Origin of the sequence: Streptomyces griseoflavus (genome assembly GCF_014649995.1) — a bacterium.
Classification (GTDB): Bacteria; Actinomycetota; Actinomycetes; order Streptomycetales; family Streptomycetaceae; genus Streptomyces; species Streptomyces griseoflavus.
The window spans coordinates 306,385-331,731 of sequence record NZ_BMUC01000009.1 but is presented as its reverse complement, the minus strand read 5'-3'; the positions used below and the strand labels follow the sequence as shown (position 1 = coordinate 331,731).

At 70.7% G+C, this 25,347-nt stretch carries 18 protein-coding genes and 1 pseudogene; 10 read left to right on the top strand and 9 right to left on the bottom strand.

Features of this window, described 5'->3' with window-relative positions:
- Positions 1-296 precede the first annotated feature (296 nt).
- Complete coding sequence (locus IE172_RS20945; RefSeq protein WP_190098779.1) at positions 297-3,074, top strand: glycosyl hydrolase; 2,778 nt, start codon at positions 297-299, stop codon at positions 3,072-3,074.
- A gap of 82 nt (positions 3,075-3,156) precedes the next feature.
- On the opposite strand, the gene IE172_RS20940 is transcribed toward IE172_RS20945, so the two are convergent.
- The 4 genes from IE172_RS20940 to IE172_RS20925 form a co-directional block, all read right to left on the bottom strand.
- On the bottom strand, positions 3,157-3,360 hold the full coding sequence (locus IE172_RS20940; protein WP_190098778.1) for a hypothetical protein: 204 nt from the start codon (positions 3,358-3,360) through the stop codon (positions 3,157-3,159).
- Between the two features lie 93 nt (positions 3,361-3,453).
- The gene (locus IE172_RS20935; RefSeq protein ID WP_190098777.1) at positions 3,454-3,864 is read right to left on the bottom strand and encodes a hypothetical protein; all 411 of its coding nucleotides are present in this window, start codon (positions 3,862-3,864) and stop codon (positions 3,454-3,456) included.
- On the bottom strand, positions 3,861-4,337 hold the full coding sequence (locus IE172_RS20930) for a hypothetical protein (protein WP_229886221.1): 477 nt from the start codon (positions 4,335-4,337) through the stop codon (positions 3,861-3,863). The genes IE172_RS20935 and IE172_RS20930 overlap by 4 nt, the downstream gene beginning before the upstream one ends.
- 61 nt (positions 4,338-4,398) lie before the next feature.
- Positions 4,399-5,604 (bottom strand): erythromycin esterase family protein, encoded by a 1,206-nt coding sequence (locus tag IE172_RS20925; protein WP_190098776.1) that lies wholly within the window; start codon positions 5,602-5,604, stop codon positions 4,399-4,401.
- A gap of 58 nt (positions 5,605-5,662) precedes the next feature.
- Between IE172_RS20925 and IE172_RS20920 the strand changes: the two genes are divergently transcribed.
- Positions 5,663-6,397 carry a TioE family transcriptional regulator gene (locus tag IE172_RS20920; RefSeq protein WP_190098775.1) on the top strand — a complete coding sequence of 245 codons (735 nt, stop codon included), beginning with the start codon at positions 5,663-5,665 and terminating at the stop codon, positions 6,395-6,397.
- 27 nt (positions 6,398-6,424) lie between these two features.
- Here IE172_RS20920 and IE172_RS20915 read toward each other — a convergent pair whose 3' ends face one another.
- Positions 6,425-6,910 carry a hypothetical protein gene (locus tag IE172_RS20915; protein WP_190098774.1) on the bottom strand — a complete coding sequence of 162 codons (486 nt, stop codon included), beginning with the start codon at positions 6,908-6,910 and terminating at the stop codon, positions 6,425-6,427.
- A gap of 100 nt (positions 6,911-7,010) precedes the next feature.
- A pseudogene (locus tag IE172_RS20910) lies at positions 7,011-7,915 on the bottom strand (alpha/beta hydrolase).
- A gap of 488 nt (positions 7,916-8,403) precedes the next feature.
- On the opposite strand from IE172_RS20910, the gene IE172_RS20905 reads away from it, so the two are divergent.
- The 8 genes from IE172_RS20905 (at position 8,404) to IE172_RS35145 (ending at position 19,937) form a co-directional block, all read left to right on the top strand.
- Positions 8,404-9,855: a hypothetical protein gene (locus IE172_RS20905; RefSeq protein WP_190098773.1), complete on the top strand. Its 1,452-nt coding sequence runs from the start codon at positions 8,404-8,406 to the stop codon at positions 9,853-9,855.
- Between the two features lie 162 nt (positions 9,856-10,017).
- Entirely contained in the window at positions 10,018-10,539 is a 522-nt protein-coding gene (locus IE172_RS20900; protein WP_190098772.1) for a hypothetical protein, read from the top strand.
- Positions 10,509-11,933 carry a hypothetical protein gene (locus IE172_RS20895; protein ID WP_229886219.1) on the top strand — a complete coding sequence of 475 codons (1,425 nt, stop codon included), beginning with the start codon at positions 10,509-10,511 and terminating at the stop codon, positions 11,931-11,933. The genes IE172_RS20900 and IE172_RS20895 overlap by 31 nt, the downstream gene beginning before the upstream one ends.
- Before the next feature lie 5 nt (positions 11,934-11,938).
- Positions 11,939-13,363, top strand: coding sequence for a vWA domain-containing protein (locus IE172_RS20890; RefSeq protein ID WP_435844370.1), 1,425 nt, complete (start codon positions 11,939-11,941; stop codon positions 13,361-13,363).
- Between the two features lie 60 nt (positions 13,364-13,423).
- Positions 13,424-14,548: an ATP-binding protein gene (locus IE172_RS20885; RefSeq protein WP_190098770.1), complete on the top strand. Its 1,125-nt coding sequence runs from the start codon at positions 13,424-13,426 to the stop codon at positions 14,546-14,548.
- A complete protein-coding gene (locus IE172_RS20880; protein ID WP_190098769.1) occupies positions 14,545-17,454 on the top strand; it encodes a DUF5682 family protein in 2,910 nt (969 codons plus the stop codon). Before IE172_RS20885 ends, IE172_RS20880 begins: the two co-directional genes overlap by 4 nt.
- Before the next feature lie 755 nt (positions 17,455-18,209).
- Positions 18,210-19,499 (top strand): PIN domain-containing protein, encoded by a 1,290-nt coding sequence (locus IE172_RS20875; protein ID WP_190098768.1) that lies wholly within the window; start codon positions 18,210-18,212, stop codon positions 19,497-19,499.
- Positions 19,500-19,808: 309 nt separating this feature from the next.
- Entirely contained in the window at positions 19,809-19,937 is a 129-nt protein-coding gene (locus tag IE172_RS35145; RefSeq protein ID WP_222436418.1) for a DUF6408 family protein, read from the top strand.
- Positions 19,938-19,991: 54 nt separating this feature from the next.
- Here IE172_RS35145 and IE172_RS20870 read toward each other — a convergent pair whose 3' ends face one another.
- The 3 genes from IE172_RS20870 to IE172_RS34620 form a co-directional block, all read right to left on the bottom strand.
- Positions 19,992-22,106 (bottom strand): DUF2075 domain-containing protein, encoded by a 2,115-nt coding sequence (locus IE172_RS20870; RefSeq protein ID WP_229886235.1) that lies wholly within the window; start codon positions 22,104-22,106, stop codon positions 19,992-19,994.
- 203 nt (positions 22,107-22,309) lie between these two features.
- The gene (locus IE172_RS20865; RefSeq protein WP_190098808.1) at positions 22,310-24,199 is read right to left on the bottom strand and encodes a DNA/RNA helicase domain-containing protein; all 1,890 of its coding nucleotides are present in this window, start codon (positions 24,197-24,199) and stop codon (positions 22,310-22,312) included.
- 867 nt (positions 24,200-25,066) lie between these two features.
- Positions 25,067-25,347 (bottom strand): transposase (locus IE172_RS34620; protein WP_368858553.1); only part of this gene is annotated, 281 nt, incomplete at its 5' end.

Here is a 25,347-nt window from a genome sequence, read left to right as displayed (position 1 = left end):
TCACCCCAGCGATCGGCCCGCAGGGGTGAGGCGTTGTAGGGCCGCGCCGCTGCGTTGAGGGAGATGGCCGGCCGCGGCGCCTCCGGCGGGGAGCGTTCCGGGGCCGGGCCAAGGTGCTCAAGCTCCTCATAAGTCCCACTTCGCCAACTTCGGTTCAGCATCGAAGACATGACGAATCCTGGGCTCAGCACGGCCTGTTGCGTTCAAGCCATTGACACGTGCATTACATGGGCTTTACGTTCCGGCCATCTGAGAGCGCTCTCAGAGCCTCCCCCTGTCACGACTTGAGGTGACGCATGCCATCCCCACGCACCAGACCGGCAACCGTTCTGCTGCTGGCCTCGGCCCTCGCCGCCGTCGGCCTCGGCCCGGCCGCCGCACCGGCGGCCGCGGCCACCATCCCCGTAGGCTCCGGCAGTTACTCCGACACCCGGCCCCCCGGCACGTCGGGCCCCACCACCAACACGGGAACGCCGGTCACGCCCAAGGTGACCGCCGCCGCGAAGAACCGGCCGGTGCCCACCAACGACTGGTGGTCCTCGCTCGCCTTCCAGCGCTACGGCGACAACCCGTACTCGACCCCCATGTACGGGCATCCCCTCACCTACCAGGCCACCGCCGGCGGGCTCGACGTCGGCTACCCGACGACCCCCACGATCGTCGGTGACGGCCGCCAGTACGAGTACGCCCACAAGCGCGACCTCACCATCGGGATCAGCGGCCTCAACTCCCCCGACACCAAGGCCGACGACTGGTCCGACTGGACGGTCACCCCGTACTGGTCCGACGGCGCCCGCACCCTGCGCACCACCATCGGCCACGGCTCCCCGTTCGTCTACGCCAAGGGCTCCGGCGGCAACGCCCAGATCACCACCGCCGGCGCGCCCACCGTCTTCGCCGACCAGGGCAACGTCCTCGGCATCACCGTCGCCGGGCACCACTACGCCCTCTTCGCGCCGACCGGCAGCGACTGGAACGTCGCCGGATCGACCGTCACCGCGGGTCTCGGTTCCAAGGACTACTTCTCCGTCGCCGTGCTGCCCTCCACCGGCGCGCTGGCGACGTTCAAGAAGTACGCCTACAGCTTCGTCACCGGCTCCAAGGTCACCTGGAACTACTCCGGAGGCACGGTCGGGGCGACCTACACGCTCACCACCGAGGCGAAGGAGGGCACCGAGCGCGGCACGCTCCAGGCCCTCTACCGCCACCAGTGGCTGAACACCAAGGACGCCCTCACGTCCTACACCTACGTATCACCGCGCGGCACCATGAAGGTCCGCGAGTCGGCCTCCTTCACCACGAGCCAGAAGGCCTCGCCGGCGCTGCCCGCGCTGCCCAAGTCGAACGGCGTGGACGCCGCCCGGCTGCGCGGATACCTGAACGACGTCGTGAACGCCTCCGATCCCTTCTCCGGAGCCAGCGACACCTACTGGACCGGCAAGGCCCTCGGGCGCCTCGCCCAACTCGTGCCGGTGGCCGACCAGATCGGTGACACCGCCGTCCGCGACCGGATGCTCGGCCTGATGAAGGGCAAGCTCCAGGACTGGTTCACCGCGGGAGGCGCGAACGAGTTCAGCTACGACAAGGACTGGAAGACCCTCACCGGTTACCCCGCCTCCTACGGCAGCGACACCGAGCTGAACGACCACCACTTCCACTACGGCTACTACGTCTACGCCGCGGCGATCATCGCCCAGTACGACCCGGCGTGGGCCGCCGATTCCGCGTGGGGCGGCATGGTCAAGACCCTCGTGCGCGACACCGCCAACCCCAGCCGCACCGACACCGCCTACCCGTTCCTGCGCGGCTTCGACATCTACGCCGGCCACGGCTGGGCCTCCGGGCACCAGGGCTTCGCCGCCGGCAACAACCAGGAGTCCTCCTCCGAGTCGACCAACCTCAGCACCGCCCTCATCCTGTGGGGCTCCGCGACCGGCGACACCTCGCTGCGTGACCTCGGCGCCTTCCTGCTGACCACCGAGTCGGAGTCGATCGCCCAGTACTGGTTCGACGCCGACGAGCAGGTCTTCCCCTCCTCCTTCGGCCACGACACGGCCGGCATGGTGTGGGGCAGCGGCGCCGCCTACGCCACCTGGTGGACCGCCAACCCCGAGGAGATCCACGGCATCAACGTCCTGCCCGTGACCGGCGGATCACTGCACCTCGGCGGTGAGAAGGCCGCCATCCGGCGCAACATCGCCGAGATGGAGCGGGAGAACGGCGGCCCTGCCGTCGAATGGCGCGACCTGCTCTGGGAGTTCGAGTCCTTCGCCGACCCGGCCGCGGCCAAGGCCAAGTGGGACGCGGGCCACGCCGGCTACACCCCGGAGGAGGGTGAGTCGAAGGCCCACACCTACCACTGGATCAACACCCTCGCCGCCCTCGGCGCCCCGGACACCACCGTGACCGGCGACATCCCCACCTCGGCCGTCTTCACCAAGGGCACGACCCGGACGTACGCGGCCCACAACCACGGGTCCACGGCCCGCACCGTCACCTTCTCCGACGGCAAGACCCTCTCCGTACCCGCCCGTTCCACGGCGACCGGGAGCGGAACCGGGTCCACGGACCCCGACCCGGACCCGGAGCCGCCGACCGGCAACACCTTCCAGCTGCGCGGCGGCGGCGTGCTGACCACGGCGACGGGGGGCACGGCGGGCAGCGACACCATCGCCTCCGCCGGCGGCACCAACCGCGACGGCACCCCGTACCAGCCCCTCGTCTACCAGATCCGCGGCGTCAACGGCACACTCACCCCGGGCGCGGCGACCGCCTTCCGGCTCCAGGTGGACGCGGGCACCACGGTCGGCCTCGGCCAACAGGCCCGGGTCAGCTACGACTTCACCGGCGACGGCAGCTTCGACCGGACCGAGACCTACCACTACTTCGCGACCGACCCGGTCACCGGATGGGAGGAGTACAGCCAGGCCCGCGGCCTCAAGACCTCCACGGGCAGCCTCGCCAACCTCAACGGCGGCACCGTACGCCTCGAAGTGTGGAGCGCCATCGGCAACGGCACCTCCAAGCTCCAGACAGGCACGGACAAGTCCGTGCTGGTGATCCCCTACAGCTGAACCGGCGACAGCGGTGCGGCGGGGACCGGCGTCCGGCCGGTCCCCGCCGCACCGGCATGTCCGGCACCCGCGTTCCGTGGTGTCACCGTCGGCCGGTCGCCACTGCGGACGTGCGATCCCCGCACAGCTTCAGATCACCCCAGCCATCGAGGTCGATGGGGTCCAGTTGTCCGGCGACGGCGCGGTACTCCTCGATCGCCCCCTTCAGGGCCACGGCCTCCTCGTAGACCTCCCTTGAAACGCCCACGTCGCGCGCTGTCGCCCGGAAGACTTCAGGAGTTGACATGCCGCACACCCCGCCACGAGACGGCAACAACTCGGCGCTGCGGCGCACGGGCGTGCGGCAGCGCCGGCAGCGGTGGGTCACGGCGTCCGGGACTCAGCGCAGGAGCGACCGGGGGTCCCGGAGGGCGTGCCTCAAGCCTGCGGCGAGCGGTACGACCGTCAGGGCGAAGAAGACCCAGAAGAGGAACGTCGCTCCGGGCGCGAGGTCGTAGACGGTGCCGTCCTCCCACTGGCAGTAGGCGCGCGGCGGGAAAGGGGTGGAGATTCCCGAGACTTCCCCGCCGCCCAGGACGCCCTCGCGCATCGGCTCCCTGGGGCAGGGTGCGGTCTCCGGGAAGAGGAAGGCGTCGTCCGCCGTCATGATCACGCACCAGGTGAGGGCGCCGAGCGGCAGCGCCCAGAACACCGCGGTCCGTACCCACCACGGCAGGAGCGGGTGCACCAGCAGGCCGCGCAGGGAGACCCGGGCGACCACGAGCACGACGAACACGGCGAGCAGGGTCATGACGCCGCCTTCGCGGTCTTCCGGGCGCGGGAGGTGGGCGCGTGGGCGGCGCCGACGGCGAGCAGGACGGCGGCCGGGGCGAGGGAGGCGCTCGCCCGGTTCATCCACACGTAGTCGGGGTCGCTGGAGTAGACGGAACCGTCGTCGCGGACGCAGTCGAAGCGCAGCGGCAGGTACGAGGAGCGGTGGTGGGAGAGGCCCTGCGTCGTCTCGTCGTCGAAGCCGTCGCGGCAGGCCGGTGCCGGGATCGAGTCCGCGCCGTCGCCGAACGCCTGCTCCGACGCCACGACGCCGAAGAATCCCAGGGAGTAGACGGTCGCGGCCGCCAACGCGGCGGTCGCCGCCGCGCGGCGCAGCAGGTGGACCGCCCAGGGCTCGGGCCGGCCGGGGAGTGCCACCGCGACGACGCCCGCCGCGGCGGCGAGCGCGCCGACGGCACAGACCAGGGAGAGAGCCAGACCCACCAGCAGCACCGTCACGTCCTTCCGAAGGGAGGTGAGGGAACCGAGCCGGGCCTCACGGGACGGACAGACCCTAGCCGCGCGTGACGTCCCTGACGTACACCAGCCCGTCCGTGCGGGGCAGTTGGGCCGGGTCGAACGGGGCGTAGCCGAAGTACGAGGAGACCCGGGCGGCGGAGGGCTTGTCGCCGAGCGCTGCGGACAGGCGGGCGGCGTCGAGGACGCAGCGGTCCTCGGGGAGGTCGTACAGGAGCCCTTCCACGGTGTCCGGGGGCGGGGTGTCGACTCCGTGGTGGCGGAGCGTACCGAGGGTGGTGGCCAGGAAGGCGTACTGCTCGCCGAGTCGGGCGCTCACCAGTGCGCCGGCGCTCCACCACTCCAGCAGCGGGTGGTCCCACATGCGCAGGGAGCTCTTGTCCCGTTGGAGGTGGCTGTTGTGGGCGTACACCAGTGCCGGGCCCCGTGCGGTGAGGGCGAGGAGGTTGTCGGCCATCATCGCGTCGCGTGTGGCCAGGAGGCGGGTCATGCGGGACGGTGAGGTGTCGGCCGTCCAGGAGTGGTAGCGCAGCAGGCCGGTGGCGGTGCGCGCGTGCAGGCGGGCGGTGTACCGGGCGTCGGGCGAGGTCGCCGTGACGAGGTGCGGCTCCTGTGTGTCCAGCAGTGCGGTGAGATCGTCGGCGAGCAGCCGCAGTTCCCGCGCCTCGGGGGTGCGGCCCGCGGACCGGGGCGGGTCCCTCATGACGTCCGGGTCGGTCCAGGGCTCGTCCGGGCCGAGGAGACGGTCGAGCGTGTCCATGGTGCAGGGGAGCAGGTGCGGGTCGACGTGCGCCGCGAGGTAGGTGTGGAGGGCGGTGAGGCTGTGCCTGGGGCTCTCGGCGCCGGTGATCTCCAGGGGGCCGTCGATGCCGGCGAAGCGGACCTGGTCGGTGCTCGGGCGGTCCGCGTTGTACTCCCGCATCCAGCGGACCAGTTCGCGGTTGGCCGCCGACGTGCCCCACCCGTGGCTGAGGCCTCGCTCCATGACCTGGTCGAGGGTGTGGGTGCCGGTGGTGACGTAGGCGTCCACGAGCAGGCCCCTGACGCAGTCGGTCTCGAGCGCGATCGTCCGGTAGCCGTGCTGTTCGACGAGCTGCCGGAAGAGCTCGTTGCGGAGGTCGAGGAGCGTGTCCTCACCGTGGGTGGGCTCGCCCAGGGCGAGGAGGCGCGGGCGGATTCGGAGCAGCTCCATCACGGTTGCGGCGTCGACGGAACGGGCGATGTCCTTGATGTCGGTTGCCATGCCTTCAACCGTATCGTTGAACTTTCGGTGGAGACTTGACGACTGTAGCCTCTGCATGATGGGGCGAAACCTTCAAAGCGGGGAGAGGCTGAGGCCGGTCGACCTGGCACGGCGGCACGGTCTGTCCACGCAGGCGGTACGGAACTACGAGGAAACCGGCATCCTCCCTGTCGCCGACCGCACGGCGCACGGGTACCGGACCTACACTCCGCTGCACGCGCGGGCCTTGCGGGCGTTCCTCGCGCTGGTGCCCGGCCACGGTCACCGGACGGCGACGGCGATCATGCGGGCGGTGAACCGGGGCGCCGTCGACGAGGCGTTCCATCTGATCGACGAGAGTCATGCCCAACTGCTCGCCGACCGGGGCACGCTGCAGGCCGTCGAGAGGGCGCTGCGCGCCCTCTCCCCCGGGGCGGGCTCCGCGCGCGACGCCCCGCCGGCCAGGGCCGGCCGTGTCTTCATCGGCCCGTTGGCCCAGGAGTTGGGGCTTCGTCCGGCGACGCTGCGCAAGTGGGAGGACGCCGGGCTCGTACGGCCGCGCCGCGATCCGGTGACCGGGTACCGCGTCTACGGGGAGGCCGACGTGCGTGACGCCCGGCTGGTGCACCAACTCAGGCGTGGTGGCTACCTGTTGGTGCAGATTGCCCCACTGCTGGAACGGGTACGGGAGGCGGGCGGGCCGGAGCCTGTGGAGGGGGCGCTGCGCGACTGGCAGGGACGACTGTCGGCTCGCTCGCGGGCGATGCTGACCGGCGCCGCCGAGCTGGACGGGTACCTCCGCACACGCGGCTGAGGGGCGTGCGTCGGTACGGGCCCCGGCTCAGACCCGGCCGTCGGAGATCACGTCGGTGGGTGACTCGACGAGCGTGTCCCTGCGCAGGGTGGCGCGGTGCACCGAACCGTTCCGCGCGATCAGCAGGTCGGGCACGTCGGATTCGTGGAACCGGAGGTGCCCGATGGTGCCGACGGTGGTGGTGCGCGCGCCGAGCCACTGGACGAGGCGCCCCAGGTCGTCGAACTCGTCGGGGTGCACCTCCTGTCGTGCGGACAGGGCCCAGCCCCTGTGGTCGGGGTGCAGCTCGCCGACGAGAGCGCCGTCGATCTTCCGGGCCGGGCCCCGTGACGCGAGAAGGGGGTACTCGTACGCCTCGTCGTGGCGGTCGCCGCCGTCGCCGTCCTCTCTCCCGTCTCGCCCCTCTCCCCCGTCCTCGGGCTGCCCCAGGTGCCGGCGGAGCAGGTCGAGGTCCGGGGAGGGGAGGTCGTCCGGAAGGTGGAGGGCGAGCTGCAGTTCGTAGATGTCGGCCACGGGGCCGCAGCCTACGTTCCGCGGACGGCGACGCGTCCGGTCAGTGGTTCGCGCGGAGGGCTCCCAGCAGCATCGGGAGTGAGGCGTGCAGTTCGCGTTCTCAGTAGGCCCAGGTGTGGGTGCCGGGGCCGTAGAAGTGGGTGGTGACGTGCTGCGCGCCGAGGCGCTTCAACTCGGCCGCGAGGGCATGGTTCTGGCGGTTGAAGTCGGCCTCGAGGGCACTGGTGGCGCCCGGTGGGTCGAGGGGGCCGGTGGTGCCGTCGCCGCAGGACAGGTACACGGGGAGGGACGTGAGACGCTTGGCCAGGTGGAACGGGTCGTGGGCCTGCCAGATGCGGCGCTGGGCGACGGGGTCGCCCCAGACGCGGAGCGGGTCGTTGTTCTGGCCGGCGAAGAAGCCCATGACACGGTTGACCGACTCGTCGTTCAGGAGCGGGTGGGCGGAACCGGAGTAGGCGGCGGTCGCCTTGAACATGCCGGGGTGGCGTGCGGCGTACTGCAGGGCGCCCTGGCCTCCCATCGACAGGCCCGCCACGACACGGTCGCGGCCGGCGCCCCAGTCGCGCTCCAGGAGGTGCCGCAGCTCGACGGTGTGGAAGGTCTCCCAAGCGGGGTCACCGCCCTGGCCGTGGTTCCACCAGTCGCTGTACCAGCCGTTCCAGCCGGCCTCGGGCATGACGACGAGCACGTCGCGCAGGCTGTCGGTCTCCGCCACGTCGGTCATGGCGGTCCAGGACGTGTAGTCGCCGCAGCAGCCGTGCAGCAGCCAGAGGGTGGGCCAGTGACGGCGCCGGTCCCCCGGGATCCAGCCGTCGGGGGTGAGGAGGCGGACCTCGACCGTCCGGCCGCCGAGTGGGCCCCGGACGGCCCGTCCGCTCCGGCCAGTGCCGGGGTGGTCGGCGCGAGGGTGAGGAGGAGTACGGCGAGAACGAGCCGGATGCGGGCTCGGAGGAGGGTGCGGACGGCGGTCACGGCGGCTCCCTGCGGTGCGGTTCGTCGCTTCATGAACGGTTCGACCGGGCTCGGGGCCGGAGGTGCCCCGAGGCAGGATCCACCACGGAGGGCTGTCCGTGACAGTGCGGTGCCCGAATTCGAGGGCGGGGCGCGGGGCTCGCACCAGCTGAACCGGAGGGCCCGGGGCCCGGGGGACCGAGGGCTCGAGGACTCGAGGGCTCACATATTCCTCGCTGCTGCGTACAACCTTTCTCCGGTGTCGCGGGTCACCTCCGGTGTGTACGTGCGATTCCCGCACGGGCGGGCCGAGCCGGGCCGGCTCGTGACGCAGTCCGTTCCGCTCACGCTCCCCGAGCGCGGGTGCCCGCCTGCCTTCGACGACGGCGCAACGACGCCTCCCCGGGGAGCCGGACCCGACCCGGCCGGCCGATCCCGGCGCCGGGGCCGGGGTGAGCGCCGGACGGGCTTACCTCGCCCCCTCACCGCGTCCGCCCCGGGCCATGGCCCTTCGACACCCCCGCTGCCTGAGGAAGTACCCGTTGATCGACAGCACCACCCCCGGCAGGGACGCATCGGCTCCCGTCCCGCCGGCGGCCGCTCCTTCCCCGTCGGACGTACGCGCGGAACGCCGCCGGCTCATAGGAGCGATCGGTGCCCTGCGCCGCCTCCTGGCCGAGCGCCCCGCCTTCGAGGTCGCCGACCGGCGGCGCCTGGGCCACGAGGCTCGCAAGCGGGAGCGCGTCGAGGCCGCCCACGGCAGGACGCTCCGCCGCATCGGTGAGGAACAGGCCCAGCAGGAGGCCTCGCTGACCCACCGGCTCGACGCGCTGGACGGCGAACGCGAGCGCCGCGAAGGCCAAGCGCTGTCGGTCCTGCGCCGTCAGTCGGTCGAGCGGGCACTCGGCAGCACCCACCTCACCGCCAACGAAGTGAGCGGCATCGGGGCCGGCCTCGTCCGGAGCCTGGCGGCGCAGGGCATCCGAACCACGGCCGACTTCCACGACGTGAGCTGGGGCAAGGCCCCGAACGGCAAGGGCGGTGACGTCCTCTACCTCCACCGCACCAAGGGCGGCAAGGTCCACATCAACGGCATCGGTGAGCACCGTGGCCGTCCGCTGCTGGAGTGGCGTCGAGCCGCCCTCGCCCGTGCGGAGGCCCGCGCCCCGCGCACACTGCCCCCGGACGAACGGCACCGGATCACCGAGATCATCGAGGCCGAGCGGGTCCGGCTTCGCGAGGAACTGGCGAAGGTCCCGCAGTCGGCCGAGACGGCACGCGCGGAAGCCGTACGGCTCCACGCCGAGGCCCTCGACCCGCTCGGCACCGCCGAGCGGGAGGCGGCGCGGCTCGCCGCCGTGCGCCGGGCGGAGTTCGACACGATGGCCGAACAGCTGAGGGACCTCCAGGGACAACTGTCCGCCCACGTGCACGCCCACGGCGACATCGGCCGCCGCGTCCGCCGCGCACAGAAGCGGGCGCTCCGCCCGGCGCCTCAGGCGTCGCACCTGCCCGGCATCCCCTCTCCCCGCGCTCCGGGGACATCGACGGCCGGGGTCGGCCTCGGCAAGGTCACGGACAGGGCCGGGGCCCGGCCGGTCCCGGGAGTCCGGGCACACCCCGGCTGGCTGATCCCGATCCTCTACTTCTGCCTGACCACCGTCGTCGGCGTGGGCGAACTGGCGGACAACACGGCTCACCCCGTGACGATGATCGCCTCACGGCTCGTCGCTCTCACCGCCACCGCCGAGCTCCTGCGGCTGTGGATACCCCGCGTGCGCGCGCGAACCGCCGGCCCGATGCCCGACGGAACCGGCCGGCAGACCTCCGGGGTGTTCCTCGCCCTGACGGCGGCCGGCATGTTCGAGGACGCGAAGACGGATGTCTTCGCGATCGCCTGCGTCGTGTCCGTACTCGCCGCGGTGCTCTTCCTGGCGGGAACCATCAGCCGCGTCGCCACGGCGGACGACCGCACCGGCGAGGACCCCGCCTAGTCCGCGGCACCGCACGCACACCGTGCCGCCGCCGGCACAGCCCGCTGAAACGGCGGCGCCCCGCCCGGCGGCTGGCCCGGCCGGCGGCCCGGAGGCGTTGTCAGTGGTCGTCGGTAGATTCTTCTCCGTCCCGCCGGTCCGGCGAGGACATCCCCTTTCCGCATGCATGGGAGTGGTGTGTTGTCCGTCTGGGAGAGGTCGAGTACGGCACGGGTGGTGCCGTCCGCGCGACCGCGGAAGCTGGCCAAGGTGCCGTTCGCCGAGTTGGCGGACGGGCGGTTGCAGGGCGTGGTGTCCAGCGGGTCGGACATCGGGCGGGTGTACGTGTCGTCGGTCGAGGCGGGGACGTACGCGTTCGCGTGCAGCACCAACAACAACCGTCCCTGTGGCGGGGCTCGGGGGTCGTTCTGCAATCACCTACGCGCGCTGATCGGTGAGGCGGTGCTCCAGTACGGCGTCGGACGCGTGGCCCGCTACTTGAAGGTCGAGGTCGGTGACGAGGAGGCCGACGCGCACACCGTCACGGGCGCCATGCTCTCGACGCGGCCCGCTCAGGGCGACAGCGCGGCGGCGGCGCAGGTGTTCAGCCGGTTCCTGCGGCACCTGGCGTACCTCGAATTCGCGCCGACCACCGCCGCGTTGCCGGAGATGCAGTGGTTCCCGACGACGAGGGCGGTGGCCTGATGCGTGCCGATCTGCTGACCGACGCCGTCGACGGGCTCGACGAGGCCCTGGCCGCCGTGGACGGTTTCGACGACGCGCTCGTCGACGGACTGCTCCGGCCGCAGCCCGGGCAGGCCGCCGGGCTCGCCGGTCTCGCCGACGCGGTGGCCGGGTCGCCGCTGGCCGTGAGGGTCGCCGAGGCCGCGGAGAAGACGGCGGCCGGCGCGGCCGGTGAGGATCACTTCGTGGCGCTCGCCGCGGCGCGCACCGCGCTCCTCGGTTCCGTGCACGACGCGCTCCTCGCGCGGATCGAGGAGGCCGTCGGGCGGCCGTGCGCGCCGGACAGTGCCCCCGCACCGGCCGGCAGCGACGAGCGTGCGGTCAATCTGCTGACAGCGGCACGTAGTTGGCTGTGCGATCTGGCGCGGGCCGGGTGGCGCGGCATCGACCACGAGCTGGTCGCCGGGGCCGCGCCCGTCGTGTCCGCGATGCTGCCGGAGCCGGGGCTGCGCCGGACCGCCGCGCTGCTCGACGGTTTCGCCGCCGAGCTCGCCGCGTGCTGTCCCGGGGCGACGCTGGAGCGTGTTCCGGTGCGCCGGTGGGCCGATCTGTGGGCGCGGGCCGTGCTGCTGACGCTGCCCGGCGCGGCGCCCGCCCCCACCGTCACCGAGGCGACCGGCCGTCTGCTGCCGCTGGGCGTGGACGTCCAGGAGCACGCCACCGCCGTACAGGCGCAGGTCCACGGGGTGTTCGAGCCGGCGGACGGTGGGGCGGCACGGCTGGTGCGGGCCAGTGTGTCCGCGCCGAAACCCGACAGTGTCGTGGGGGCGGGGCTGTGGCAGCTGCTGCGGCCGCACATGTCGCTGCTCGGCGCCGTGAGCGAGGGGCGGGCCGTGGAGCTGGACGCGATGCCCGTGACCGCCGAGGGTGATCTGGTGTGGGACGACGGCCGGGCACGGACGGGTGAACCCGCCGACGTGTTCGCCACCGCGCGGGTGGCCCTGCCGTCCGCGGTCGCCGCTGCCGTCTCACCGCTGGACCGGCATCCGGTGCGGATCGCGGTGCCCGTGCTGCTGGAGGGGTACGGGGTGGAGGACGGTGCGGACGGCACCGTCCTGGAGGTCGCGGGAGCACGTCTCGCCGTGGACGTCGACCGGGTTCCGGCCGCCGGTCCGCTCACCCCGGAGGCCGTCGCCTCGTCCGGCGCGTGCGTCGGGCTGCTGCGCTGGGACGCCGGGGAGTTCCTGCTCCAGCCGCTCGCCGTCGAGCGGACCGTCCGGAAGAAGAGCGTCGCCGTGCACGCCGGGGCCTGGGCCGGGGGTACGACCGACAAGGCCGGTGTGCGGGCCGAGAAGGCGGCGACCGATGCCGTCACCGTGCTGCGGGAGCGGGCGGGAAGGCTGCTGCGGAAATGAACGACGTGAGGACCGCAGGGGGTGCCGCGCCCGGACCCGACCCCGACGAGAACCGGCGGCAGGTGCTGTACTGGCGGCTGCTGGCCCGGCTGTTCGATCCGGAGGAGCAGGCTTCCCTGGAGTCGGCGAGCCTTGCCGTGGTCGAGGACGTCGGTCTGCCGGCGGCACTGCTCGACCCGGGGGCGTCGGTCGATTCCGTGGTGCAGCGGCATCCGGAGCTGGCGGCCGAGTTCGACGGGCTGATGACACCGGCGCCGGACGAGGACGGCGCACGGGACCGGGCGGCGGAGGTACGGCGCGCGGCGCTCGCGTCGAAAGTACTGCTCAATGTCTTCGCTTCCGGCTCCGGCGCCGTCACCGCCGAGCAACTGGCCCGCTGGCAGTCCGACGCGGGCTGGCTGGAGCGGGCGCTGGGCTGCCGTCCCGGTGAGCTGCGCGGCGGGCGGGGCGGCGGCGTCCAGCGGGCGGGCGGCGGAGGGGGCGTCAGCCCGACCGGTACGGGTGTCGGCGGGCCCACGCCGGACCTCAGCCGGCTGATACCCGGGATCGGGCCGGAGCTGGGCGCGATCGAGGCCGGTCTCGTCAAGCGGATGCGGCTGCGCGAGGTACTGGCCGACCCGGCGCTGGCGTCGCGGCTGACGCCGAGCATGTCCCTGATCGAGCAGTTGCTGCGGGACAAGGACAACCTCTCCGGGGTGGCCCTGGCGAACGCCAAGGCGCTGATCCGTCGGTACGTCGACGAGGTCGGCCAAGTGCTGCGCAGCCAGGTGGAGAAGGCGACCGTCGGCGAGATCGACCGGTCCGTGCCGCCCAAGCGGGTCTTCCGCAACCTCGATCTCGACCGCACCATCTGGAAGAACCTCACCAACTGGAGTCCCGAGGAGGAGCGGCTCTACGTCGACCGGCTCTACTACCGCCACACCAGCCGCAAGACGACACCGCAGCGGCTGATCGTGGTCGTGGACCAGTCGGGTTCCATGGTCGACTCGATGGTCAACTGCACCATCCTGGCGTCCATCTTCGCCGGTCTGCCGAAGGTCGACGTGCACCTGATCGCGTACGACACGCAGGCGCTGGACCTCACACCGTGGTCGCACGACCCGTTCGAGACGCTGCTGCGCACCAAGCTCGGCGGGGGCACCGACGGCACCGTCGCCATGGCGCTCGCCCGGCCGAAGATCGCCGAGCCGCGCAACACGGTCGTGGTGTGGATCTCCGACTTCTACGAATGGCGCACGCACGAACTGTTCGAGAGCATGGCCGCCATCCACCGCTCGGGGGCGAAGTTCATCCCGGTGGGGTCGGTGACCAGTGGCGGCCGCGGCAGCGTCAACCCGTGGTTCCGGGAGAAGTTCAAGGACCTCGGTACGCCGGTGATCTCCGGCCACATCAAGAAGCTCGTGCACGAGCTCAAGACGTTCCTCACGTGAATCGACCGTGCGGCGTCTCACCTGACTCTCTTCGATCCCCGTACGAAAGGCAATTCCCTCATGTCCGACCTGCTGCGCGCGCCCGCCGAGATCAAGTACGCCGAGGAGCTCGACTGGCTGGAGTCGATCGACGACGGCCCGAGGCCGTTCTCGTGGCGGCTGTCCCCGAAGATGGTCCGTCTGTTCATCCTGGGTTCCGAGCGGGCCGACGGACTGGACCGGGAGGTGTCGCAGAAGTGGTTCGGTGACCGGAGCTTCGTGGAGCGGTCCATCGTCACGCTCGCCTCCGACCGGGGTCTGCTGCTCATCGGCGACCCGGGGACGGGCAAGAGCTGGCTGGCGGAGCTGCTGTCGGCCGCGATCTGCCGGAATTCCACGCTGGTGGTGCAGGGCACGGCCGGCACGACCGAGGACCACATCAAGTACTCGTGGAACGTGTCGATGGTGATCGCCAAGGGGCAGTCGCGGGAGTCGATGATCCCCTCGCCGATCATGACCGCGATGGAGGGCGGAGCCATCGGCCGCTTCGAGGAGCTGACCCGGTCCACGAGTGACGTGCAGGACGCGCTGATCTCGATCCTCTCCGAGAAGTACATCTCCGTTCCCGAGCTGGAGAGCGGGGGCGGTGACGACAACATCGTGTTCGCCAAGCCCGGCTTCTCCATCATCGCCACGGCCAACAGCCGCGACCGGGGCGTCAACGACCTGTCGTCCGCACTCAAGCGGCGCTTCAACTTCGTCCGCATTCCGGTCGTGACGAACAAGAAGAGCGAGGCGGAGATCGTCCGGTTCCGCACCGAGGAGCTGCTGCGCCGGCACTCGATCGAGCTGGACGTGCCGCCGACCCTGCTCGACGTGCTGTTGCAGAGCTTCGCCGACCTGCGTGCGTCGGCCGCGGCGGCCGGCAGCGACGACGAGAAGCTGGAGTCGGCACTGTCGACGGCGGAACAGATCGGTGTCCTGGAGGACGCCGTCCTGCACAGCAACTTCTTCGGCGAGCGGGCCCTCACCGCCCGTACCCTCGCCTCGTCACTGGTGGGTTCGCTGACCCGGCGCGAGCCGGAGGACCTGGCCATCCTCAACAAGTACCTGCACGGGGTCGTCGAGCCGCGCAGCAAGGAGGAGGGCGGGTCGTGGCCCGAGTTCCTGGAGGGCGGCCGCGACGCGATCGCCACCCTGTCATGAGCGGGCCGCAGGAGAACATGTCGTTCGCCGCGCTGCGTGGACAACTCCAGGAGGCCGCCGCCACGTTCGCGGGCGGGCAGGACGCCCTGGAGGGCATCCTGCTCGGCCTGGTCGACGACGTGGACCGGGCGGTGCGCGAGCCCCTGGAGATCTTCCCCGTCTGCCACCACTCCCCCGCATCGGCCCTCGCCATGGCCCGCCGGCTGCGCGAGAAGCAGCCGAAGGTCGTGTACCTGGAGCTGTGCGAGGACATGGCGCCGCTGCTGACCGAGCTGCGCAACTGCCGACTGCCGGTCGGGGTACAGGCGTTCGCCGGTGACATCGACGGTTTCCCGCAGGAGTGGGCGCCGTTGTCGGTGGTCGCGCCGATCACCGAGGCGTCGGCCGAGTACCAGGCGATCGCGTACGCCCTGGACACCCCGGGGGTGGAACTGGTCCTCGTCGACCGGTCCTCGGACCACGTGTTCCAGTGGGACAGCAGGGGCGATCACACCCCTGAGGGGGACGAGCCGCCGGACGGGGCGGAGGCCGCACTGCACGGGGAGGCCGTCGGCGTCGAGATCGGCGACCTGCGGCCGCGCTTCGCCGAGCTGGAGGAGCACCTGCTGCGCCACGGCAAGGTGCGGCACTGGTCGGAGTGGTGGCACCAGTACGTCGAGGTGCCGCTCGGTGGCGGCGCCGCCGACCACGACACCTACCGTCAGGTGATGTTCCTCATCGGCAGCCTGTTCCGGCGGCTCGCCCCCGGGGACGGCGCGCGGGTACGGGTCGACGAGGACCGCGAGCGGTACATGTGGACGCGGATGCGCGAACACCTGGCGGCGACCGGCACGGACCCGGAGGACTGCCTGTACGTGTGCGGGGCGTTCCACGCGGCCAGCCGGGTCGAGGAGTTCGGGGTGCACGGCACCTCCGGGACGTTCACGATCTCGCCGCGCACCGCCACCACCTGGCAGTACGGGCTGATCCCGTCCAGTCACGCGGCGATCGAGGCGCAGTTCGGCCTGGCGGCCGGCTCGGTGTCGATCGCGGCGACGGAGTGGGCGAAGAGCCTCAAGCGGACCCGGGTGAAGCCGTACCGGCTGGACGGCCAGGCGGGGACGAAGAAGTCCGGGAAGAAGACGGCGGCCGCCGCCCCGGCCGTTCCCGCGCCGCCCGCGGACGGCGGGGACAGACTGTCCGGGTTCCTGCGCCGGCCGCCGGTGCTCGACGCTCTGAACGAGGCCGAACTGCTGGGCTGGTCGGTGGAGATCGTGCGGGCTGCCCGGCGCAACGGCTACCTCGCCTCCACCGCCGACGCCATCGCCGTGTTCGAGACGTCGATCCTGCTCGCCGGGATGCGGGACCGGGCCAAGCCGACGCCGTACGACTTCCAGGACGCGGCGGTCACCTGCATCGAGAAGGACGGCGTCCCCGGGCGGCGGGACGTGCGGCGGCTCGTCGAGATCATGATGGGCGGCGACCGGATCGGCCAGGTGGGCTACGAGGCGTTGCCGCCGCTCGCCCGGGACGTGTACGACCGGCTCGAACCGCTGGGGCTGAAGTTGCAACAGCGCGGGGTGCAGCGGGCGTTGCTCGACATGACGTCCCGGCCGGAGCTGGCGGCGTGCTCGGACGTGCTGTGGATGCTGCGGCGGCTGATGCCGCAGGGTGCGGCACGGCCGATCATGGGCGAGCGACGGCTCGGGGAGCGGTCGATCCAGGAGTCCTGGGACCTGGCCATCGGCACCCATCAGCGGGCCCTGATCGAGCTCGGTTACGAGGGCGTCAGCCTCGAACAGGTGCTGGAGCAGCGGCTGCGGCGTGACGCGTACGGGCCGCAGGCGACCACGGCGGCCGTGCTGGCGGCGGTCGAGGACACGCTGCTGTACCTGCGTGGCCGCCGTCTGGCCGACGAACTCGGCAGGCACGCGCTGAAGGTGCTGGCCGCCGAGCGCAGTGTCGACGGGGCGCCGGAGGTGCTGCGGCGGGCCCGTGCGCTGCTGGCGTACTACCGCACCCACGAGCCGGCGCTGCCGGGCTGGATCGAGTCCTTCGTCAGGACGGGGTACGCGCACTACTGCACGCTGCTGCCGACGGCGTTCCGCGACGAGGACGCGACGGTGGGGCAGGTGGCGGCGATGCTGGGCTTCCTGTTCAGCATGGAGAGCCTGGCGCTGTCCCTCGGCTGTGACAGGGCGCAGCTGGAGCTCGCGGTCGCCCAGTGCCACCCGGAGGACCCGGAGAAGACGGCACTGCTGTGGGCGGCGCAGGTGCAGCTCGGCACCCTGTCCCGGGCTCAGCTGCGGGGCCGGTGCGCGGAGATGCTGGACAACCCGCTGGTGGTGCCCGCCTACCCGCGCTATCTGAGCGGCTTCGTGCACGCGCTGGAGCCGGTGCCGGGCCTCGCGGACGTGGTCGTGGAGGCGGTGTCGAACGCGTTCGGGCGGCTGCCCGACGCGGTGCTGCTGCCGTGGCTGCCGCTGCTGATCAGCACGCTGCGTTCGGGCGCGGCGGACCTGGCCCCGCTGCTGATCCGCGAGGCGGGGCGGATCTTCCCGGGCCGGCTGGAGGCGCTGGACGCGTGGGTGCCGCCGTGGCGGATGCCGCGGGCGAGTCCGTCCGCCGCGAAGCCCCTGACCGATGTCCGCCGTGGGGCGGCACTGCTCACGGCGCACCCGGCGGCCTGCGACACGATGGCGGAGCTGCTCGGCTGCGACGACGGGTGGGCACGGCCCGAGGCCCAGGCTCGGCCGGGCGCGGCGTTGCTGGCCGCGCACCCGGGGGCGTGTGACGCGGTGGCGGCGCTGCTGGACTGCGACGGCGGGTGGGCGGCGGCGTCCGGTCCGCCCTCTGTGGGCGCCGTGCTGACGACCCGGCACCCGGCGACTGCCGGGGCACTGGAGTCGCTGCTCGCCACCACGTGACAGCCGCGGCCGGGTCCCGTCCGGGACCCGGCCACCCTGAAACCGACCCATCCAAGGCACATCACTGGAGGGAGGAACGCCCACCCACACGGCGCGGACAGTCCAAGTTGACGCGGTCCGGGCCCTGAACCGTCTTCAGGGTCGGAGGCTCGACGTCACTCCGGCACCTTTTCAATCGGGAGATCGGCCTGTGCGTACTGTTCTCCGACACCGCTACGCCTGCGTGATGGTGGTCTCCACGTTGTCATCGCCGATCTGCTGGACCGCCACCCTCATAGCGGCCTCGTGTACCTGGACTCCCACCTATGTTCCCGGACGGGTGGGGGGCGCACCAGGCGCTGCTGAAGCACCTGGAGCGCGGTGAGCACAAGGTCCACTTCTGATTTCCGCACCGTCACCATAGAATCCGTCCGTCCGTGGGGCGCGAAGGACGGGATGTCACGCTTCCCGCAGACGCACGGCAACAATGCGGGGCCATGTACCGACACAGCTCCCGAATGTGCCCCAGTTCGGCCGGATTGCGCGAGTTGAGCACCGCGCCGCCCTCCTCTGTCGTGGACGCGCACGGAGTCCGCACGACCTCCACGCAGTCGTCACTCCCGGGTTCCTGGCCATCGCCCCCCGCTGCGGGAACCGGTCGACGTCCCGACGTGTACGGGTTCGGCCATCCACCCTTCCTCCCTACCGGAGAAACACTAGGGTCACCGCCAGGCACGTCGGCAAGGGAGCCGAGGTGGGCAGCGCCAGGGGGAACGATGAACACCACCGAGACCGACACGAACGTCCGCGGACTGTTCGACGACTTCGGAGCCTTCCGTACTCCAACGACTGCGGATTTCGGCTCGGTGCTGACGAATGGCCTTGTCACCCCGGACGCCAACGTCCTGCTCAATCTCTACCGCTACACCGAGCAGGCCCGTGCTGATCTTCTGGCGGCGCTCGGCGCCCTGGGTGATCGTTTATGGATTCCCCACCAGGTCCTGGTGGAGTTCTGGCGGAACCGGGAGACCACCATCTCCGAGGCACGGTCGACCAGCGCCAAGGCCGCCCAGGAGATGAGCGGTCACTCGGTGCAAGCGGTACAAACGCTGCGCACCTGGGCCAACCGGGTCGCCCTGAGCGATGACGACGTCGAAGACCTCCACGATCGGTTGAGCGAGGTCTTCGAAGAAGTCCGAAAGAAGATCAATGAGGTTGGTGAGGGCGAGTGGCAGCACATCGGTCACGACACGAGTACCGATCCGGTGATCGCCAAGCTGGAGCCGGCACTGACCGGCAGGGTGGGGCCTTCCTTCCCCCCGGAAGACCGCGCCGCGTTGACCGCGTTGGCTCAGAAGCGTGTCGACCAGCGCGTGCCACCCGGCTACATGGACGCCAAGAAGGACGGCAACGGGGCGGTCGGTGACTTCTTCGTCTGGGAACAGTTGCTGCGAGAGGCATCCCGCCGCCAGTGCGATGTCCTGTTCGTGACCGCGGACGCGAAAGAAGACTGGTGGCGCAAGGAACGGGGCCACAACCGGGGCCCGCGACCGGAGTTGACCGCGGAGCTACGGGCACGCGGCGGAGGCCGCCTTTACCTGCTGTCGCCGAAGCAGTTCCTGGAAGTTGCCGCCTCCGTACTGCGACTCAGTCTTCAGGCTGGTTCCGTCGAGGACATCGAGCGAGTCGAGCGCATCGAAGCAGGCGTCACCTACGGCGGATGGACCGTCGAGGCCCTCGAGGCTCTCTTCCGCGGGCTGGAATACGAGGGTTACGCAAACCGTGTGGAGGTCATCCGCTACGCGGCAGCCATGGACGGTCATGCGGAACCGGAAGCGGTCTACGACCTCTGTGACTACGACGACGATCGAACGCTGAGAGGCTTCACCAAGCCGATCACTCGGATCAGCCGCAAGCTGCAGAAGCAAGGGCTGATCCCGGACTCAGCGGTTCCTGTTCTCACGGCTGAGTACAAGAACGGTCCGGGCCGCACCTCCGGCTTCAGAGTCCACCCTCTCCTCGCTCCCCTCATCAACGACGCGGAGAACGACGACGAGGAGTCGTGACGCAACGCCGGTCCGCGGCGCGCAGGCCCTCCCGAAGGGCTGTCAAGCCCGGGCTCGGCCGCAGCCGAGCCGGGAACCGCTCGCCAACCCCATCCCGGCAGTGGCTGAAAAGGCGTGATCTCGTATGGATGGTCCACTACCGTTGATCTCGCTGCGCACCTTCCCGGAGGGTACGTCGGCGGTGTTTCGGATGCCGGTTCCCGGCTGTGACTGACGAGTGGTTTTCGCTGTGTGTCGCACGCGGCGTGACTGCGGATGCCCGGAAGGGCGGTCCCGCCATTCCCAGGTCACGCCAAGGAGTGGACATCCATGAACCCCGTTGAGTACAAGCCTGCACGTCGTCACCGGCTTCGCGAGATCCTGGTCGACGTCGCCGCGGGTGTCGTCACCCAGCTTGTGGTGACGGCACTGGTGGCGGCAGCGCGCCTGTTCCTCTGAGCAGGCCTGTGGCGGGCCCGGAGAGCCCGCCACTCCACGTGCAGGCGGCGCGCGTCAGAACAGGTAAAGCTCGGGCGAGTGCGGGCCCGTGCTCTGCCGCCTCCTTCGGGAACCCCGCCCGCGACGCGGCCGGGGCAGGTGCGGCACGCGTGCCTCCTCCGGCAGGTTCTCCCAGGTGGGGCGCAACCCGTGGACCTGGGCCTCGCCTGCCAGTTCCTTCAAATAGTTCCGGGTCTCCTCGTCCGTGGAGTAGAGCACCGTCGCCCGGCTCGCCCGGGTCATCAGCACGTGGTAGGCGTGGCGGACCAGCCGGGCAAACTCCTCGTCGTCGACGCTTCCGGCCTTCACCTTGGGGTCGAACGAACCCGGAACGGCGACGCGTTTGACGCCCGACTCCGGGTCCTTCCGCTCCTTGCCACGACGGAATACCCACCGGTCACCCCGGCGCACCATGTCCTCGCCCATAATTACGCCACACCAGTCCCACTCAAGGCCCTGGGCTGTGTACACGCAGCCGATCTGATCAAGCCCCTTCTCGTGCACGGCCCAGATTCTGCAGGGCGGCGCCCCGTCCTCGCAGGAGGCGTCGCTGTCCGCGTTCCAGGGCCTGTGCCAGTCTCCGATCCGCACGTCGGCCTCCAACCTCCTCTCCTTGCCGATCGGCTTTGTCCATGGCCAGCAGTACCCCGCGACGAGGCGGGCGGACGCTCCGGCGAGCGCTTCCGTGCGAATGATCCGTTCGAGTTCCTCCGGGCTGTCCGCCACCTCGACGTGCATCAAACCGTCCGGCGTCCACTGCTCCGGCTCCTCGTCCGTTACCCCAAGCATGGCCCGCACCCAGCGGATGTAGGCGTCGCTGCCTCCGCATCGGAACTGTTCCCGGAGCTCGTATCTGACAAGAGTGGCATCGTACCGTTGCGCCGCGTCCTCGATCAGTTCGACGGTGCCGACCTCGTGAGGTCGCACGGTCTGGCCCTCGTCGAGGAAGAACACGGTCAGTCGGGACGCGTCGAGAAGTTCGTCGACCTGGGGCTTGGTGCCCTGGTGTTCGGGTTTCCAGAAGCGGTTGGTCGAGCGTTCCCGCAAGCGGTGCGCCTCGTCGCAGATCAGCACGTCCAGGGGCGGGTCCGGCGGGGTGACGAAGTTGCTGAAGTAGGTGAAGCTCTCCCTGAACTCCCGGTCCCCGTAACCGACGTGCTCCTGGATCGCGCCGTTGAAGGCCCTGCTGCCGCTGGCGTACTTGACCGTGTGGCCGCCCGCCTCCAGCTCCGCCTTGATCTGGAGGCCGATGGCGCTCTTCCCCGTACCGGCACCGCCGGTCACCAGGAAGATCACGCGCCGCTCGTCCGACAGGAGGGCGGGGCGCTGCGGGTCAGGGAGAATCTTGGCCGCGGTGTCCAGGATCTGGTCGGCGACCTTCTTCTGCCGACCGCGCAAGGTGAAGACCGTGTCCTCCCCGCGGGAGCGGATCATGGCGTCGAGCAGGGGTGTGTTGCGTAAGCCCATGTTCTGCAGCAGCATCTCGGCCGCGGAAGCGCCCCCTTCGTCGGCGAAGTGCTCACGGAGGTCGGAGATCAGCTGTTCGCGCCGGTCGTTCGTGTAGACGACGGCGTAGGAGCCGGTCGGAGCGTCCACGTCGACCAGGGGCCGGACGGAGGCGTCGGTGGCGTTGTGCAGGTAGGCGAACCCCCCGCATTCGAAATCCAGTCCGTTCAGTGGGCCCCTGCCGCCCGTGAACGCCTCGTAGTACTCGCGCAACTGCAGGGCGGGGTGCTTCTTCCTGCCCATCCCCGGTACGTGGACCATTTCCGCAGTGGCCCGTTCCACTCGGGTGACCGTCGACCAGCGTTTCAACTCGACCAGTTGGACGGACAGTCCCCTCTCTTCCGGGTGATGGCCTACGAGGACGACGTCGATGAGTCGGGGGTCGCCGGGGCGGTCGGTCTCGTCGAGAGTGGCGGCACACTCGACGATCATCTCCACGTTCCCGCGCCCGGCGGCGACCAGGTCTTGCGCGAGGCTGACGAGGCTCTCGGCCCACGCGGAACGTTCCGACAGCGAGGCGTCGGCGCCCCGGAAGTGCCGCCATCTGGCGGCCAGGTGCGGCACCATGCGGCGCCTTGAGTTCAGGGTCAGCAGATCCTGTGCTGCCAGCCTCAGCAGGAGCATGGACACGAGGTGGGTCCCCCAGAGCACGAGTGACTCGTGCGGGTGGGGGCGTGTCCTCCATGAGGAAGCCCGTCGGGCCGCAATCAGTACTCGGGATCTTAGGGAGACCAACCGCCCTACGGACGGCGACGACGCAGTGATCGACGCGAAGCGTGGCCATCATGGCCGGATCGTGTGCTCCGTGGCGAGGGCCTGCCTCTCCGTCACACCGTGGAAGCTCGCCGCTCCAGCCGGCCGCCCGCCAGCTCGCGCAGTTTCTCCCGCGTCTCCGGGTCCGTCGAGTACACGATCGTGCCGACCATGCCCCGGGTCAGCAGCACCTTGTAGGTGTTGCGGATCAGCCGGTCGACGTCGTCGTCCGGGGTCGACCTCTTGAAGACCGGGTCCTTCGACGCCGTACGGTCCGTGACCCAGCGGTCGCCGCGCCAGAGCAGGTCGGGGCCGATGATGACGCCGGACCAGTCGTACTCGAAGCCCTGGGCCGTGTAGACACAGCCGACCTGGCCGAACCCGGCCGGGTCGGTGGCCCACAGGGCGGACGGAGGCGCACCGGAGACGGAGCGTTCGCCCCGGAGGTTCCAGGGGCGGGACCAGTCACCGATGACGACGTCGGCCGGGAGCGGGTCACCGGGCTTCGGTTCCGGAGACCAGGTCCAGCAGTAGCCCGCGGACATGCGAGCGCCGTAGCCTTCGCTTCGGCGGGCTTGGAGGAAGGCCTCCATCTCCTGAGGGCTCTCGGCGGCGAGCAGTCGCATGCGGTCGTCGGGCTCCCAGACGACCGCGCCGCCGGGCTCCAGCCCCAGGAGCCGCACCACCCAGCGCAGATAGGCGTCGCTGCCACCGCAGCGGAACTGGCTCTCCAAGGGCACCACACGGCACTCCAGGCCCTTGGCCACCGCGGCCGCCTTTATCTCCTGCACCGTTCCCATCTCTCCCGGGCGCACCACCTGGTGCTCGTCGAGGAGGAAGACGGGGACACGGGCGACATCGATGAGTTCCTCTATTTGCCGCTTGCCCGTGCGGTGCGCTGCCGGTGTGTAGCGATTGGCGGACGTCTCGCGGATGCGGTGGGCCTCGTCGCAGATCAGGACGTCGAGGGTGTTCTTCTCGGTCGTCATGAAGCTGTTGAAGTACTTGAAGAGTTCCTGCACCTCTCGCTTGCGGGCGCCCGCGACCTTGCGCATCGTCTTGGTGAATGACTGTGAGCCGGTGGCGTGCAGGGCGGGTACTCCCTGGCGGTACAGCTCGCCGAGCAGGGAGAGCGCGATGACGCTCTTGCCGGTGCCGGGGCCGCCGGTGATGACCACGACTTCCTTGTGATCGGATTGCTTCGCCCTGCGTACGGCGTTGAGCACCATGCGGTACGCGACCTGCTGTTCGTCCAGGAGGACGAACTGCTCGCGCTCGCGGACCTCCTGGGCCGCCACCGACATGAGTTGCTTGGACGGCACCGTCCTGCCCGCCCGGAGTTCGTCGGCCGCACGAGCGCCTGGGTGCCGACCACTGAGCCGGGTGCGGAGGTGGTCGATGAACTCTCCGCGCCGCTCGCCTGTGAAGAGCTGGCCTCGCTTGTCGAGTTCGACCGCCCGCAGTCCGCTCACACCGAACTCGGTGGCGTTGTGCAGGAACGCCACGCCACTGACGCGATCCGGGTGCTCGGCGACCGCACCGTTGAAGTTGACGAGGTACTCGCAGTAGAGGCGTACCTGCTCGATCGGGTTCAGGACCGAATGCCTGTAGGCGTCGATCCTGCACAACGCCGGATCGTCCTCGTCCGGCTCCGCCTGGCTCCACTGCTTCAGCTCGACGACGACGTACGACGGCTCGCCCGTCGTCGGGTGCACCCCGGCGAGCACGGCGTCGGCGCGCTTGCTGTTCAGCGGGAGGGCGTACTCCAGCATCATCTCCACGTCGCCCAGACCGGCGTCCTCGAGCACGGCGGCCAGGACGGGAAGGCTGCGCTCCCAGGAACGGATCTCCGAGGTGCCGGGCCGGTAACCGTGCATGTGGACGAACTGATCGGTGAGGTGCAGGAACAACGAACCGTCGAGCGCCATGACGGCGACCGTTTTCGCGGACGCGCGGAACAGCAAGGACTTCCCCCCAGGCAGCACGAAGTAATCGTGCGGATGGGGGCGTGTCCTTCGAGACTCCACCGGGGTGGAGCGGAAGCCCGTCGGGCCGCGTTGACGATGGGTCCGAGGTTACCTGGCGTCACCGGAAACCATGCGGGTGCCCTGGAGCGGGAAAGGCATCAGGTGTCGGTGCGCCGGAGTGAGGAGCCGGTTCGCATCCCGGCCCCTCACTCACAGGGCGGTCACTTCCCGGCATCGACGATGCCCAGCGCCGAGGGGACGACGGGTTCGACGCGCAGGCGTGTGCCGTCGCGGTCGAAAACCTGGAGGTTCTCCGGACAGGTGAGTGCCCACCGGGCGTCGGCGGGAGCGCGGCCGGCAAGTTCGATGGCCGTCTCGCAGTCCGCGTCGGGGTCCCAGCCGATGCCGAGCTCCTCGGCGATATTCTCGTACCCGGGCGATCTGCGCCGAAGGCGGGCGCCCAGGCACGTCCGGTGACCTGGAGGAGGCAGACCAGTTCGGCAGCGGTCGCCAGGGAGTCCGTCTTCAGGTTGTGCAGGACGCTCCTGCGGTTGTCCTCCCGGACGTCGGGGAGGGATTTTGGTTTTGCCCGCAGCCGGTTTGGCCGGGTCCCCGTCCGGTCCGAGGGTGCCGCTGTGCCCGGGATGCTCGAGGTGAGGAGCGGAGCGTCCGGCGAGGCAACGGCTGCGGAAGCACCATGCCGGGCGCCCGGCGCGCCGTCCCGGGCAGGACGGCCGGTGCTTGCGAGGACCAGCCCGGCGACCGCCCAGGTACCCAGCACGCTCATCATCTCCAGGTACCGCCGGGATGCGATGACCTCGGCGGCGAACCGCTCCCCCGCCGGCCGGCTGCTTACAGGTCATCTCATTTGGTGAGTCGGCGATAGCAGATGAGGGTGCAGGCGATGCTGGTGAAGGCCAGAAAGTGGCTGGCTTTGCGTTCGTAGCGTCGGCATCCGGCGAGCCAGGCCATGGTGCGTTCGATGGTCCAGCGGTGCCGGCCCAGCCGCTGGCTGGAGTCCGTCCCCTTACGGGTGATCCGGGGCGTGATGCGGCGGTCACGTAACCATCGCCGCAGGTGGTTGTAGTCGTATCCCTTGTCGCCGTGCAGCTTGCCCGGCCTGCGCCGCCGACGACCGCGGCGGA